Genomic DNA, 13,896 nt, shown 5'->3' with positions numbered 1-13,896 from the left:
CAAGTCAGCGCGACCCCACCGGCGGCCGCGCCGACGGATCGTCGGGCGTCACGCCCTTGGAATTTTTGAGCGACTCTTCGAACAGACGGTCGGTCTGTTTGTCGGCGTCTTTCGACGTTTCCAACAGCGGCTTGCCCGCCAGCGGCGAACCGGGTGCGCCGGCGCGTTGTTCGATTTCGGCGCGCGTCGCCTGGCGGCGGCGGCCGTTCTGGATCGCGTCTTGCGGGAAGCGATTCAGATCCGAACTTGCGTTCGGCACCGGCGATCCGATCGGCGCCGTTGTGTTGGTCTGCGCCAACGCCGGCGAGCCAAGAACGAGCGAAACAACTGCAGCAGCGAAAAGCGATTTCATCGTGCCTCTCCTGAACAGCACTAGAGCGAGACCGTCGAACCTTGGCGCGCGCACGACGCGGCGCTGAACACAGCTTGCGCCGCGCGTTCGACCTCGTCGAGTGCGACATCGTCGTTGCGCGGGTCGTGATGGAACAACAACAACTGGCGCGCACCGCACGACTTGGCAATGTCGCAGGCCTGTTCCCACGTGCCGTGGCCCCAGCCGCGCTTGCTAGCCAAATCGGTCGCATCGAACGTTGCGTCAACCACCAGCAAATCACTGTTACGCGCAAAGTCGGGAATAGCGGCGTCGATCGCGGCGACGATGCCGGGTTCGTGGTCGAACAAGGTCGTGAACACCTTGCCCTGCGCCTCGACGCGAAAGCCCAGCGAGCCGCCAGGATGATTCAGCGCCAGTGTGCGCACGGTGATGCCGTCGCCCAGATCGAGCACGTCGCCGGCCTGCACGATGTGGATGTCGGTGAGGCCGCGCATCAGATCGAGACTGACCGGCGAGAGCGGCGGATCGAGCAGCGGCGCCAGCGGATCGGGATCGGCGCGCCACAAACGGATCTCGCTGTCGCCGCGATAGAGTGGCGCGAAAAACGGAATTCCCTGCACGTGATCGAGATGACCGTGGCTGAGCAGCAGGTCGCACGCATAGGCACGGTTCGGATGGGTGAGGCCGAGTTGCGCGAGGCCCGTACCCGCATCAATCACCACGCGGCGCGTGTCGATTGTCAGCTCGATACAAGCCGTGTCGCCGCCGTACGTGGCGTGCGATGCGCCGGTGCACGGCATCGAACCGCGCGCGCCCCAGATCTTTACGTCGAAGCTCATGCGGCCAATCGATAGCCGCCGCCGTCGGTGACGAGCAGTTCGGCGGCTTCGTCGCCCAGCTTTTGGCGCAGGCGCCAGACATGGGTTTCGACCGTGTGCGTATTGGCGTCGGCGCTGTAGCCCCAGACTTCGGCCAGCAGACGTTCGCGTTCGACCACGTCGCCGTCGGCATCGACCAGGCGCAGCAGGATCGCGTTTTCGAGTTCGGTCAGGCGCACCGTTGCACCGGTCAGTTCGTGCGTCAGCGCGCGGTCGTTCGGTTCAAAGGTAAAGGCACCGACGATGCGCTGGGCCGGCGCGAATTCGGCTTCGATGCGCGCAATTAACGTCGAGAGGCGCAACGGCACCGGCAGCGGATGGCCCGGACCGGGGGAGAGGGTGACGCCGGCAGGCGTGTTGGCGACCAGGACCGAGCCGGGTGGGGGCGCCGCGCCCGCCTGCACCGGGCGGACGCTGTAGCCGCGCTCGACGGTCAGCTGTTCGCCCAAGGCCCGCGCCAACGCGTCATCGTCAGCGAGCACGGCGACCAGGCGCAAAGGCGGTTTCTGCATGCGCCCGGACGCTAGAACAGTTCGAAGCCCTTGCCGAGGCGGCCCCGGCAGAGTCTGCCCACGCGGCTGTGAACCGGGCGCAAATCCAGCGAAATCTCCCAAAAACCTGCGGTCGGGCGGTGGCACGGGCCTTGCTGATCTGACGGGCAATGGAGTCCTCGCCCATCCTCGTCCCCGGCAGCGGCTATGTGCCCGACGCACCGTCGGCCACGACGACGCTTGCCAATACGCAGGGCGCGACGGGCGACGACCTTTCCTTCAGCGACGTGCTGGACGCGATCAATCCGCTGCAGCACCTGCCCATCATCTCGACCATCTATCGCGAAGCCACCGGTTCCGAGATCAAGACGCTGCCGAACCTGATCGGCGGCGCGATTTTTGGCGGCATCTTCGGATTGATCGGCGCGGCGGTGGACAGCGTCGTCAAAGAAGCGAGCGGCAGCACGATCGGCCACCATCTGCTGGCAGCGGTTGGCCTAGCCGACGACGACAAGAAACCCGAAGTCACCGTGACCGACGTCGCGACCGGCGAAGTCGTACCCGAAGACAAAGCTGCATCGAACGCGATCGTCGTGCCGGGCGCCGGTGCGATCGCATTGAAGACCACGTCGATCATGCTCGACGAAGCGAGCGGCCAGCCCGCCGACTTCGCAGCCGAGCGCATCGCGCGCACGCCGGGCGCCGCGACTCAGGCGACCTATCCGTTGCAGCGTTCGCTGGTACAGCCAGCCGTCGCGCAAGCAGCGCCTGCAACTGCGGCCCAGGCAGCGGCGGCGCAGCAACCGACCGATTTCTATCGCTCGCTGCAGCGCGCGAATTTCTCGCACCAGCCGGCGCGTCCGCTGCAGACCTTGTCGACGATCGAGACCAGCGCAGCGCGCAGCGCAAAAACCAAGACGACCGCCGCGGGCGCGACCGCCAATGATGCAGTCGCGGTCGAGCCTGCGGTTGCAGCGCCGGCCAAGGTTGGTGCGCCGACCTCGATCCTGCCGCAAGCACAAGCGGGCTCGATGCAACCGCCGTCGGTCGCCCAGGCCCAGGCGACGCTGCAGGCCAATCCCGAATCATTCAACGCCAACATGATGGCGGCGTTGGAGAAATATCAGGCGATGCGCGGCGGCGACGCGGCCCGCACGGTCAGCATCACGCAGTAACGCCGAATCCGTTTCGGGTTCGCGATTTCGGCATTTTCCTCGCGCACCTCATTCGCCGATCCGCACGCGCCAACGCACGCGCGCAAATTCAGCTTTGGCATGACGCGATGGCGCAGCAGGATGCGCCGCCCAATGCTTGCCGTTCCGATGATCAGCGTGTCCCAAGACGAACACGACCGCGCCCGCGGCATCGTGCGCTGGGGCGATCAGCACGCGCCGTGCGCGTTGGGCCCGGGCGGCATCAAGCGCGAGAAGCGCGAAGGCGACGGCGTCACGCCGGCCGGCCTGTTTCCATTCCGCCGCGTTCTCTACCGCGCCGACCGGATCGAAAAACCGAAAACCATTCTGCCGGTCGCGGCGATCGAACCGGATGACGGCTGGTGCGATGCACCGCGCGACCTCGCGTACAACTGCCAGGTCAAATTGCCGTTCGATGCCAGCCACGAGGTTCTATGGCGCGACGACGCGCTGTACGACCTGCTGGTCGTAATCGGCCACAACGACGATCCGGTTCTGGCCTATGGCGGCAGTGCAATCTTTCTGCATGTCGCGCGCGAAGATTTCGCGCCGACCCACGGCTGTGTCGCGTTGCAGGTATCGGACCTGCGCAACTTGGTCAGCGTGATCGGCCGCGCGACGTTGCTCCGCATCGGCGAGTAGCACGCCGATTCGCGCCAGCAATCTTGCTGTGCGATCCACGCGTGTCGTGATTTGTTGCGCGCTCCGCACCCGTGAAGATGGAGCCGCAGATGAAGCGCACCGCCTGGTTGCCGATCTTGCTGTTGAGCACGAGCACTACCTTCGCCGCAGAACCTTCGTTCCTGCAACGCGACAAGATCGATCTGCGCGCCGTGCTGCCGGAACCGCCGCAAGCTGGATCGGCCGCGCTTAAATCCGATCTCGCAGCCCTGCATCGCATCGAAGCGCACCGTAGCGAGGCCGACGCCGAACGCGCGCGCTACGACGAAAACAATCCGACCGTGTTCCTGTTCGCGACTGTGTTGGGACCGAACTTCACCGAAGCGCAATTGCCGCTCACTGCTGCGTTCTTCAAACGCGTGCGCGACGATGAAAGCGCGTTTGGCGATGGCGCCAAAGATTTGTTCAAACGCCCGCGTCCGTTCGAGGTCGACACGACCTTGCATCCGGTCTGCCGCACCAAAGATATCGGCACGTCCTATCCCAGCGGCTACATGCTGCGCGGCGTGTTGTATGCGCGCCTGTTGAGCGAGGCCCTGCCCGAGAAGAAAGCGGCGATCGTCAAGCGCGGCGACGATTTCGCCAACAACCGGCTGGTTTGCGGATCGCACTATCCGAGCGACATGGTGGGAAGCCGTGCGCTGGCGTTGCGGATGGCCGAGCTGTTGTTGGCGTCACCCGAATTCCGCGCCGCGTTCGAGCCCGTGCGGGCCGAGATGCGCCACGCGTTGGGGTTGGCGTAGGCGCGCTTACGGCAGCCCCAGCGACGCCAGGAACGCGTCGACCGCGTCGGTATAGGCACCCGGCAAACCAAGCTGCGTGTTGATGTCGAGATGCGACAGCGCTTGCGGAAGCACCTCGGCGCGCGCACCGGCAGATGCGAGCCGCGCCGCAAAGGCGCGTGCCTGGCCGCAGGAATCGTCGGGGCGCGTGGTGCTGCAGATCAACAGCATCGGCGCGGGCGCGCCGCGTACGCGTTCGATCGGGGACGCGGCATGCCAGGCCGCCGGATCTTTGCCGAAGGCCGTGTCGTACAGACCGAAATGCCGGTTCGTCATGATGCGCGCGATGTCGTAGGCGCCGCTGTCGATCGGGATCGTGCCGCGCCAGGGCTGCGCACCCAGCGAGGTTGCAATCGATTGGTCGGCGCCAAGCAGCGCCACCAGATGCGCGCCGGCCGAATGACCCATCAGCACCGCGCGCGCCGGATCGATGTTCCAACGCGCTGCATTCTGCTGCACGAAGGCCAGTGCGCGTGCCACGTCGCGCGCCTGTTCCAGCGGATCGGCATCGGGCACCAGCCGCGTTTCGACGGACACGAAGACGTAGCCGCGCGGCAGGAAATGCGCCGCCTTGTTGGCGACGACGCCTTGCATTGCCTTGTCGCCACGGCGCCAGCCGCCGCCATGTACCATCAAGATCACCGGCGCGTTTGCGGCGCCGGCGGGCACATAGACGTCGATCCGTTGCGCCTTGTCGGTTCCGTACGCGACGTCGCGATCGGTGCGCGCCGCTGCAGCCGGCGTCGCGGCCGGTTGCGCCTGTTCGCGCATACTGCGCGCGGCCCGGATTGCAGCGCCGGCGCCGCAGCCTGCCAAAGTCGCGCCAACCAGCGCGAGCGTCAGAAGCCGCGCGGCGCGGTTCATTCTATTTTTTCGGCGCGGCCGGCTGCGCTGGCACCAGCCCGGCTTTGCAGGCGGGCGACAGCTCGGCCGCGTGATCGCGCAGGCATTTCACGATACGGCCTTCGCCACGTTCGACGTCTTTGCAGAATTTCTGTGCGTCGGGCGTGCAGGCTTCGGCGATCGCACGCAGCTGCTGTTGTCGCGCTGCAGGAATCTCAGGCTCGGCAGCCGAGGCGGTGCCGGCGATCAACAGCAGAGCGGCAAGCAAGCGGATCATTGGAACTCCTATTGAGCTGATTGCACGGCGCAGCGCCGAAACTCCTTCGCGCTTACGTGCGTGCACCGAAGATCGCGCTGCCGACGCGCACATGCGTGGCGCCGTGCGCGATGGCGATTTCGTAGTCGTGGCTCATCCCCATCGACAGGCCTGGCAGATTGTTCTTTTTCGCCAGCGCGGCCAGCAACGCGAAATGCGGCGCCGGATCGGCGTCGGCGGGCGGGATGCACATCAGGCCCACGATCGGCAGTTTGAAATTCTCGCGCGCATGGACGACGAAACTGTCGACGTCTTCGGGCATCGCGCCGGCCTTTTGGGGCTCGCGGCCGGTATTCACCTGCAGAAAACAGTTCGGACGTTTGCCGGTTTTCGCCATCGCATCGCACAGCGCCTGCATCAATTTCGGCCGGTCGAGCGAATGGATCGCGTCGAAGGTCGAGACCGCGTCGACTGCCTTGTTGGTCTGGAGCGGGCCGATCAGATGCAGCTTCATCGACGGATGCGCGGTGCGAAGAGCGGGAAATTTCTTCTGCGCTTCCTGCACGCGATTTTCGCCGAACAGAAGCTGGCCGGTCGCAATCGCGGTTGCGACGTCGTCGGCCGGATAGGTTTTCGACACCGCCATCAGCGCCACCGAACGCGGATCGCGTCCGGCCTTGATCGCTGCATGCTCGATGGCGGCGCGAACGCGCTCTAGATTGCCCGCAATGTCGGTCATGGCGCGCACCTTACCCCTGGTCCTTTTCCTGTCCATGTCGGGCGGCGTCGCACGCGCCGACATCCGCACCGCGTTTTCCGGGTGGGTGCAGGCCGAGGGCGCGCCCCTAAAACATGATGGCGGTCGGGCGCAGCCAAACGGGATGTTCGACGGCAGCCTGCAGCTCAAAGCCTTCGACGTTTCGGCCACCGGCATCGAATACGGCTTCTATGGCGCACAAGGCTCGGCCCGGCCGCGCGAGACGGCTGCCTATCTATATGCGCAAGCCGGTTGGGGTCGGATCCAACTGGGGGATGCGCCGGGCGCAGTCGCGCAAGTGCTGCCGCGCGCGGCGCGGGTCGGGCTGGGTCAGGTCGATGGCGACCAGGGCTTTTATGGATACGCGCCGGCACGGTTGGCGCCGTTGCGGCTCGATGACGACGCGTCGACGCGGATTTCCTATGTCAGCCCGGCCTTTGTCGGCGTGCAGTTGGCGGCGAGCTTTGCGCCGCGGCTCGGCACCTACGCGATCACGCCGCGCGGCGGACGGCTGGCGCGACCGCAGGGTCTGCGCGATCTGGGCGAAATCGCGGTCAACGGGACACGCACGCTTGGATCGGTTGAGCTGAAATTGGGCGCGGGTTATGCGCATGCCGTCGAGCATGACGGCTGGGCGGTGGGCGCCGAAGCGACGTGGGGCGCCTGGAGTTTGGCGGGTGGGCTCACTGACGACACGAAAGTCGCGCCGAATGTGGGCCTGACCTGGAGCGGGTCGGCGGTGAAACTCGGCACCAGCTGGGCGCGCGATTTGAACGGGCGGCGGGTGGTTGCGATCGGCGCTGATTGGGCCGTGCGGCCCTGGCTCAATCTCCTGGCCGATGCGGTAGATCAGCGCGAGAGGTCGCTGCTGTTGCTGGCAGCGCGCGGCTCGTTCTAAGACCGGCCGGTCATGGCCCGTTATAATTTCCGCGAAGCAGAACAAACCTGGCAGGCCCGTTGGGACGAAGCGCAATGCTTTGTCGCCCGCGAAGAGCCCGGCCGTCCGAAAAGCTACGTGCTGGAGATGTTCCCGTACCCGTCGGGACGCATCCACATGGGCCACGTCAAGAATTACGCGATCGGCGATCTCTTTGCCCGTTGGCGCCGCGCGCAAGGCAAGAACGTGCTGCATCCGATGGGCTGGGACGCGTTCGGCCTGCCGGCCGAAAACGCAGCGCATGAAAACAACGTCCATCCCGCGATCTGGACGCGCCAGAACATCGCGTCGATGCGCGACCAGTTGAAGTCGATCGGCCTGGCGATCGATTGGACGCGCGAGATCGCCACCTGCGAGCCGGACTATTACCGGCACGAACAGTGGATGTTCCTGAAATTTCTCGAAGCGGGTTTGGCCTACCGCAAAGAGAGCTGGGTCAATTGGGATCCGGTCGAGAACACCGTGCTGGCCAACGAACAGGTCGTCGACGGCATGGGCTGGCGTTCGGGCGCGCCGGTCGAACGCCGCCGCCTGTCGCAATGGTTCTTGAAGATCACCGAGTTCGCCGACGACCTGCTGCACGGTCTGACGACGCTCGATCGCTGGCCCGACAAAGTCCGCACCATGCAGGACAACTGGGTCGGCAAATCCAGCGGCTTGCGCATGCGTTGGAAGATCGTCGACAGCGATGCGGGAGTCGAAGTCTACACGACGCGGCCCGACACGCTGTTCGGCGCGTCGTTCGCAGCGCTGTCGCCCGAACATCCGCTCATTGCGGATCTCGCTACCCGAGATCCGAAGATTGCAGCGTTCGTCGCCGAATGCCGCAAGAGCGGCACCAGCGAAGCCGCGATCGAAGCGCAGGAAAAGATCGGCGTCGATACGGGTCTGCGCGTGCAGCACCCGTTCCAGGACCGCACCATTCCGGTATACGCCGCCAATTTCGTGCTGATCGAATACGGCACCGGCGCCATTTTCGGTTGCCCAGCACACGACGCGCGCGACTTCGAGTTCGCGCGCAAATACAATTTGCCGATCTTGCCGGTGGTGAAGGCCGCCGATGGTACCAACGTTGCCGAAGACGGATCGGTGTTCGTCGGCGAAGAGTCGTTCAACGGCCCCGGTACGATCGTCAACTCGGACTTCTTGAACGGTCTCGACGTCGAAGCGGCGAAGCTGGAAGCGATCCGCCGCATCGAAGCGCTCGGCCTGGGCAAAGGAACGACGGTCTATCGCCTGCGCGATTGGGGCGTCAGCCGCCAGCGCTATTGGGGCTGCCCGATCCCGGTCATTCACTGCGACAAATGCGGTGTCGTGCCGGTGCCGGAAAACCAGCTGCCCGTGGTGCTGCCGGAAGACGTCACGTTCGACAAGCCGGGCAACCCGCTCGACCATCACCCGACCTGGAAACATGTCGCGTGCCCGACTTGCGCCGGCAAAGCCGTGCGCGAAACCGACACGTTCGATACGTTCTTTGAGTCGAGCTGGTATTTCGCGCGCTTCTGCTCGCCGCATGTCAGCGACAAGCCGTTCGATCGCGACGCGGCGATGTACTGGCTGCCGGTCGACAATTACATCGGCGGCATCGAACACGCGGTGCTGCATCTTCTCTATGCGCGCTTTTTCACGCGCGCGATGAAGAAGGTTGGGCTGATCGGCATCGACGAGCCGTTCGCGGGCCTGTTCACGCAAGGCATGATCACGCACGAAACGTACAAATCGCCGGCGGGCCAGTGGCTGTCGCCCAGCGAAGTGCAGCGTGACGAAGCGGGCAACTGGACGCTGACTGCCGACGGCTCGCCGGTGACGCCGGGCCGCGTCGAGAAGATGTCGAAGTCGAAGCGCAACACGGTGGATCCGCAGGAGATCCTGGAACGCTACGGCGCGGATTCGGCGCGCTTGTTCATTCTCTCAGACACGCCGCCCGAACGTGACATGGAGTGGACCGAGTCCGGTGTCGAAGGCGCATGGCGTTACGCCAGCCGTCTGTGGCGCCTGGCCGAAGACGTCGCCGAGTTGGGCATGGACGGCGCGATCGACGACGATGCGCGCGGCGAAGACATCATGCGTGCCGCGCATCGGGCGGTGGCGCAGGTCGACGAGCAGTTCGAAAGCTTCCGCATCAACAGCGCAGTCGCGACCATCCGCACCCTGTCGAACTTCCTGGAAGAGCAGGTCAAAAAGGGTGGCTTCGGGCAGTCGGGATGGCCCTGCATTGCCAGCGCGACGGCGATCCTCACGCAGCTGGTGGCGCCGATCATGCCGCACCTGGCGGAATCCATGTGGGAACGGTTGGGTCGTCCGGGCTTGGTGGTCGACGCTGCATGGCCCAAGGTCGATCCCGCAATGCTGGTCGCAAGCAGCGTCACCGTCGCGGTGCAGGTCAACGGCAAGCTGAAAGGCACGGTCGACCTGCCGCGCGACGTCGCCAACGATGATGCGCAGGCCGCCGCGGTTGCGGTGCCCGCGGTCGCGCAGGCGCTCGAAGGCAAGCAACTGCGCAAGGTGATCGTCGTGCCCAATCGCATCGTGAACTTGGTGGTCGGATGAAATTGCGCCTGCTGGCCCTGCTCGCCGTCCTCACGCTCACCGCGTGCGGATTCCAGCCGCTCTACGCCAAGCGCGGTCCGATGGGTGGGCTTGCCGGGGAAGAGCTGGCCAAGGTGCGCATCGCCAACATTCCCGATCGCACCGGGCAGCAGCTGCGCAATGCGTTGATCGACCGGATGCAGCCGCAAGGCCCGACCGAGCCCGCCTATCGTCTCGAAGTCAGCCTGCTCGAACAGCAGGTCAATCTGGGCATTCAGCAGGACGCGACCGCGACGCGCGGTCAGTTGCGCTATTCCGGCACCTACGTGCTGCGCGACGCGAGCGGCAAAGAACTGACGCGCGAAAGCTTCCGCGCTTCGCCGTCGTTCAACATTCTGCAGAGCGAATTCGGCACCATCCTGTCGAGCGAAGATGCGCGTGAACGCGGTCTGCGCCAGATCGCCGACGACATCACCGGCCGTCTGGCGCTGTATTTCACGCGGGAAAAGAAAGCCGCTTGAAGCTCGCTGGCGCCGCCATCGAACGGTTCCTGAAAAGCCCGGACAAGAACGTTCGCGCTGTTCTGGTCTATGGCCCCGACGAAGGGTTGGTCCGCGAACGCGCCCGCGCACTGGCAATGACGGTCGTCGAAGATTTGAACGACCCGTTCCGCGTCGCAGCCTTTGCGCACGAAGCCCCGCTGATCGACGACGTGACGCGCCTTGCCGACGAGGCCGCATCCTTGTCGTTGATGGGCGGACGTCGCCTGGTGCGCGTGCGCGAAGCATCCGACAAGCTGGCGAAAGCGGCGGCGTTGCTGCTCGAACGCGAGAGCGACAGTTTCAGCGTGTTGGAAGCGGGCGATCTCGGTCCGCGCTCGGCCCTGCGCAAACTGTTCGAAGCCTCGCCCAACGGTGCGGCCTTGCCGTGCTACGTCGAAGACGAACGGCAAATGGCGCGCACCCTGTCGGACGCGCTGGCCGAACGGAAAATCCGCATCGACGGCGACGCGCTGCAGCTGTTGGCGAGCAGCCTGGTCGGCGACCGCATGATCGCGCGCCAAGAAGTCGAAAAGCTCGCGACCTATCTCGGGCCCGGCGCGACCGCGACGATCGAAGACGTTGAAGCCGTGGTGGGCGACAGCGGCGCGATGGCGATCGACGATGCCGCGCAAGCAGCAGCGTCTGGCGACGTGCCGGGGTTGGATCGCTGCCTGACGCGTTTGTTTGCAGAGTCGACCTCGGCGATCGGCGTGCTGCGCGTGGCCCAGACCTATGTGCGCCGTCTGCACGCGACGCGCGCGCGCATCGATGCGGGCGAGTCGATGGATGCGGCCTGTTCGAAATTACAGCCGCCTTTGTTCTTCAAAGCGCGCGACAATTTCATGCGCCAGCTCGATCGCTGGTCGCTGACCAAGCTCGAAGCGGCGATGAACGGCTTGGTCGCCGCCGAAGCCGCATGCAAACGCACCGGCGCCGATGAAGCGGTGCTGACCAGCCGCGCGCTGTTCGCGGTGGCGCAACTCGCCGCACGACGATAGGCGTCGATCTTCCGATCGTTCTGTTTGCCGTTTCCGCTCGTTCACAGCGTCTTTCGGTCGGCACGGAACGCTTCCGTTGTCGTCGATGACACACTGTCTCTGCAGCGGCTGACTTTGTGCGTCTCGCACGTGCAAGGTTTGGAATAAGACGCGAGGCGACGAGTACGTTGTCCGGGCATCTCCGCCCGCACATCGTTCAACGTAAGGTCACTCGATGATCATCGATATTCCCGGCACGCAAGGCGACGATCGCTTCCAGTTCGCCAAGGTCGGCGCGAATTTTCACGTCTTTGATAACAACACCGGTACGGACACCAATCTCGGCGCCCTTACAGGCCAGGATCAGGTCGCGTTTAATCTCGGCGCGGGCGATGACACGCTCTCCGTACAAGGTCAGCAACCAGCGGGGCTGACGACCACGATCGACGGTGGTGACGGCTTCGACACGGTCAACTTCACTGTGCTCAACTTCATTCTTGAAGCTACGCCTTCCATTTCGATCGGGCGCGGCGTTGATGGCGTCGACATCAACTTTGCGAATAGCGGCGTGTTTCAAGCGTCACGCGTAGAGTCGCTGAGCGTCACGGCTCGCACGGATCATTTGCAGATTGACGATTTCAGCAAATCCGAGCTGCAGTCGATCGAGTTCAATCTGCAAAACCATGTCACCGCGGTCGACTATAATGGCACGACTGGCAACGATATCGTGGATATCGACAATTTCGGTGACGGGTCGTTGTTTCTGGTCAACCGCGTATCGTTTCAATTTACGCAACTGGAGAACATCGACCCGAAGGGTACGTTGCACGTGAATCTCGGCGCGGGCGATGACGTCTTCAACATCGTCTCGGATCCGATCTTCGGGATGACCGTGAATGGCGGAGCCGGGAACGACATCTTCTTCTTCAATACGGTTACGGCCGCTGTTCAGATTGCGGACTTCACAGCCCATCGCGGCACTGCCAACGGCGATGTCGTTGCGTTGCGCAATTACCCCGACCACAGCTTTGCTGACCTGCTGAAGAACCATCACTTGTTCCAGGCCGGCGACGACGTGCAGCTCACCGACGGTCAACATGTCATCGCGACGTTGCAGCACGTGCAGCTGTCGACGCTGACGGCGGCGGATTTCGCTTTTAGCTAACCCATGCGCGTCCGGGCGCGGCGCATGCCGCGCCCGGCGTCAGTGCGTCGGCAGATCTTCCGCCAATTCTAGAAACAACCGGTCGAGCCCTTCGCTTGTCCCTTCGATCCGCTGCTGCAGATCGTCGTGCCCGTCGAGATAGGCGAGCTGTTCGGTGAGTTTCAGAAACGTACCGCTGCCGTCGGCATGAAACTCGACCGTGACGAGCGACGCGGACAGCGACCGACCTCCCGCTTCCATACTGTAGGCAAACAGGATGCGCGCGTCGGGGACGATCTCGAGAAAGACTTTGTCGACGAGCTGCTTCTTGCCGTCGGGCAGGATCGCGCGATGGAGTTCGTGGCCGCCGACGCGAAAGTCGATCGTGTAGTCGGTCGTGCCGACTTCGGCGTGGCAATCGTTCCAACGCCGTTTCGCATCGGGATCGGCCCAGGCCTGAAACACGCGCGCCGGCGAGGATTTGAAGCGTCGTTCGAGCACGAAGCTCGTATGCGCCGCGCTGTGCGTCACTCGTCTTCTCCCAGATATTTCGCAAGGTGGTCGAACTGCCGGTTCCACTGCGTCTTGCGTTGCGACACCCATTCTTCGAGTCCGCTGAACGCATCGTGCGCAATCCGGTAGGTACGCACGCGGCCGGCTTTGTCAGAACGCACGAAACCACCCGCTTCGAGCAGCGCCAGATGTTTGAGCGCCGACGGCAGCGCGATCTGCAACGGCCGCGCAAGATCGGACACCGATGCGGGCCCCTTGCTGAGCTGGTCGATCATCGCGCGGCGCGCGCCATCTGCCAGCGCAACGAACACGCGATCGAGTTGCGCGTCAGGCTGCATCGCGGAACCGCGCAGGCAATGCGTCGCGCAGCGGGAAATATTGGAAGAAAGGTCGTGCGTCTTCGAGCACGCGCTGCACCGACGGCCGCGCCATCAGTCGTTCGTAGTAGGCGATGAGCTTTGTGTGCGTCGGCGGGAACGGCAGCACGCAGGCCGCGTAGAAGAGCGACGGCGCAGCGGCACAATCGGCCATGCTGAAGTCGGCGCTCGCGGCCCAGGGCCGTGCAGGCATGCGCGCTTCGATCAGATCGTACGCGCGACGCAGACGCGTCTGCATGTCGGCGAGCGTGCGCGCATCGCGCTCAGCGCCGGGGCGCAGATGCTGCGCGACGAAGTCCTGCATCGGCGTCATCACGTAGCAATCGAACAACCGGTCCCACAGCCGCACCTCGAGCTGTGCGTCGGCCGGCAACAGCGCGACCTTGCCCGGATAGGTCCGGTCGAGATGTTCGATCTGGATCGAGGTTTCGGCCACGACGCGCCCGTCATCTTCGAGCAGCGGGATTTTCCCGGTCGGCCACAGCGCCTCGAACGCGGCCTTGGCGGATGGATCGCCGAGATTGACCAGGCGCAGGTCGAACGGGGTGCCGTTCTCGTACAGCGCGATCAGCACCTTCCAGCAATAGGCCGACACGGGATGGGAATGCAGGACCAGCGCCATGTCGCACCACAATAGTTTCCGTGACGGCTAACTATTCGGG

At 64.5% G+C, this 13,896-nt stretch carries 17 protein-coding genes; 8 read left to right on the top strand and 9 right to left on the bottom strand.

Going from position 1 to position 13,896, the window contains the following annotated elements; all coding sequences use genetic code 11:
• Positions 1-4 precede the first annotated feature (4 nt).
• Genes TMPK1_RS15200 through TMPK1_RS15190 form a run of 3 tightly spaced genes read right to left on the bottom strand, consistent with a single transcriptional unit; the run spans position 5 to position 1,724 of the window.
• Positions 5-352: a hypothetical protein gene (locus TMPK1_RS15200; protein ID WP_420243966.1), complete on the bottom strand. Its 348-nt coding sequence runs from the start codon at positions 350-352 to the stop codon at positions 5-7.
• Between the two features lie 20 nt (positions 353-372).
• On the bottom strand, positions 373-1,173 hold the full coding sequence (locus tag TMPK1_RS15195; protein ID WP_420243965.1) for an MBL fold metallo-hydrolase: 801 nt from the start codon (positions 1,171-1,173) through the stop codon (positions 373-375).
• Positions 1,170-1,724 carry a helix-turn-helix domain-containing protein gene (locus TMPK1_RS15190; protein WP_420243964.1) on the bottom strand — a complete coding sequence of 185 codons (555 nt, stop codon included), beginning with the start codon at positions 1,722-1,724 and terminating at the stop codon, positions 1,170-1,172. The genes TMPK1_RS15195 and TMPK1_RS15190 overlap by 4 nt, the downstream gene beginning before the upstream one ends.
• Positions 1,725-1,873: 149 nt before the next feature.
• Between TMPK1_RS15190 and TMPK1_RS15185 the strand changes: the two genes are divergently transcribed.
• From TMPK1_RS15185 to TMPK1_RS15175, 3 genes are all read left to right on the top strand, one after another.
• The gene (locus TMPK1_RS15185; RefSeq protein WP_420243963.1) at positions 1,874-2,878 is read left to right on the top strand and encodes a hypothetical protein; all 1,005 of its coding nucleotides are present in this window, start codon (positions 1,874-1,876) and stop codon (positions 2,876-2,878) included.
• Positions 2,879-3,010: 132 nt separating this feature from the next.
• Entirely contained in the window at positions 3,011-3,538 is a 528-nt protein-coding gene (locus TMPK1_RS15180; protein ID WP_420243962.1) for a L,D-transpeptidase family protein, read from the top strand.
• 89 nt (positions 3,539-3,627) lie between these two features.
• Complete coding sequence (locus tag TMPK1_RS15175; protein ID WP_420243961.1) at positions 3,628-4,320, top strand: acid phosphatase; 693 nt, start codon at positions 3,628-3,630, stop codon at positions 4,318-4,320.
• Positions 4,321-4,326: 6 nt separating this feature from the next.
• Here the strand turns inward: TMPK1_RS15175 and TMPK1_RS15170 are convergent, their stop codons facing one another.
• From TMPK1_RS15170 to TMPK1_RS15160, 3 genes are read right to left on the bottom strand one after another with little or no spacing between them, the layout of a single operon-like run.
• On the bottom strand, positions 4,327-5,223 hold the full coding sequence (locus TMPK1_RS15170) for an alpha/beta hydrolase (RefSeq protein WP_420243960.1): 897 nt from the start codon (positions 5,221-5,223) through the stop codon (positions 4,327-4,329).
• 1 nt (position 5,224) lies between these two features.
• A complete protein-coding gene (locus TMPK1_RS15165) occupies positions 5,225-5,479 on the bottom strand; it encodes a cysteine rich repeat-containing protein (RefSeq protein ID WP_420243959.1) in 255 nt (84 codons plus the stop codon).
• A 52-nt stretch (positions 5,480-5,531) separates the two neighbouring features.
• Positions 5,532-6,197: a YggS family pyridoxal phosphate-dependent enzyme gene (locus TMPK1_RS15160; protein ID WP_420243958.1), complete on the bottom strand. Its 666-nt coding sequence runs from the start codon at positions 6,195-6,197 to the stop codon at positions 5,532-5,534.
• Between TMPK1_RS15160 and TMPK1_RS15155 the strand changes: the two genes are divergently transcribed.
• The 5 genes from TMPK1_RS15155 to TMPK1_RS15135 all read left to right on the top strand — a co-directional run bounded on the left by TMPK1_RS15155 (position 6,187) and on the right by TMPK1_RS15135 (position 12,365).
• Positions 6,187-7,113: a porin gene (locus tag TMPK1_RS15155; protein WP_420243956.1), complete on the top strand. Its 927-nt coding sequence runs from the start codon at positions 6,187-6,189 to the stop codon at positions 7,111-7,113. The genes TMPK1_RS15160 and TMPK1_RS15155 overlap by 11 nt on opposite strands.
• A 12-nt stretch (positions 7,114-7,125) precedes the next feature.
• Positions 7,126-9,702 carry a leucine--tRNA ligase gene (gene leuS, locus TMPK1_RS15150; protein WP_420243955.1) on the top strand — a complete coding sequence of 859 codons (2,577 nt, stop codon included), beginning with the start codon at positions 7,126-7,128 and terminating at the stop codon, positions 9,700-9,702.
• Positions 9,699-10,202, top strand: a complete 504-nt coding sequence (lptE, locus tag TMPK1_RS15145) for an LPS assembly lipoprotein LptE (RefSeq protein WP_420243953.1) — start codon at positions 9,699-9,701, stop codon at positions 10,200-10,202. Before leuS ends, lptE begins: the two co-directional genes overlap by 4 nt.
• A complete protein-coding gene (gene holA, locus TMPK1_RS15140; protein WP_420243952.1) occupies positions 10,199-11,221 on the top strand; it encodes a DNA polymerase III subunit delta in 1,023 nt (340 codons plus the stop codon). The genes lptE and holA overlap by 4 nt, the downstream gene beginning before the upstream one ends.
• 214 nt (positions 11,222-11,435) lie before the next feature.
• Positions 11,436-12,365 carry a hypothetical protein gene (locus TMPK1_RS15135; RefSeq protein ID WP_420243951.1) on the top strand — a complete coding sequence of 310 codons (930 nt, stop codon included), beginning with the start codon at positions 11,436-11,438 and terminating at the stop codon, positions 12,363-12,365.
• Positions 12,366-12,404: 39 nt separating this feature from the next.
• Here TMPK1_RS15135 and TMPK1_RS15130 read toward each other — a convergent pair whose 3' ends face one another.
• The 3 genes from TMPK1_RS15130 to TMPK1_RS15120 are packed head-to-tail and all read right to left on the bottom strand — an operon-like array spanning position 12,405 to position 13,856.
• On the bottom strand, positions 12,405-12,875 hold the full coding sequence (locus TMPK1_RS15130; RefSeq protein ID WP_420243949.1) for an SRPBCC family protein: 471 nt from the start codon (positions 12,873-12,875) through the stop codon (positions 12,405-12,407).
• Positions 12,872-13,195, bottom strand: a complete 324-nt coding sequence (locus tag TMPK1_RS15125; RefSeq protein WP_420243948.1) for an ArsR/SmtB family transcription factor — start codon at positions 13,193-13,195, stop codon at positions 12,872-12,874. The genes TMPK1_RS15130 and TMPK1_RS15125 overlap by 4 nt, the downstream gene beginning before the upstream one ends.
• On the bottom strand, positions 13,185-13,856 hold the full coding sequence (locus tag TMPK1_RS15120; RefSeq protein WP_420243947.1) for a glutathione S-transferase family protein: 672 nt from the start codon (positions 13,854-13,856) through the stop codon (positions 13,185-13,187). The genes TMPK1_RS15125 and TMPK1_RS15120 overlap by 11 nt, the downstream gene beginning before the upstream one ends.
• Between the last annotated feature and the right edge of the window lie 40 nt (positions 13,857-13,896).

The sequence above is a fragment of the Roseiterribacter gracilis genome, from assembly GCA_018332375.1.
Lineage (GTDB): Bacteria > Pseudomonadota > Alphaproteobacteria > BOG-932 > Roseiterribacteraceae > Roseiterribacter > Roseiterribacter gracilis.
The sequence above is the reverse complement of the archived record's forward strand: the minus strand, read 5'-3'. Positions and strand labels throughout refer to the sequence as shown.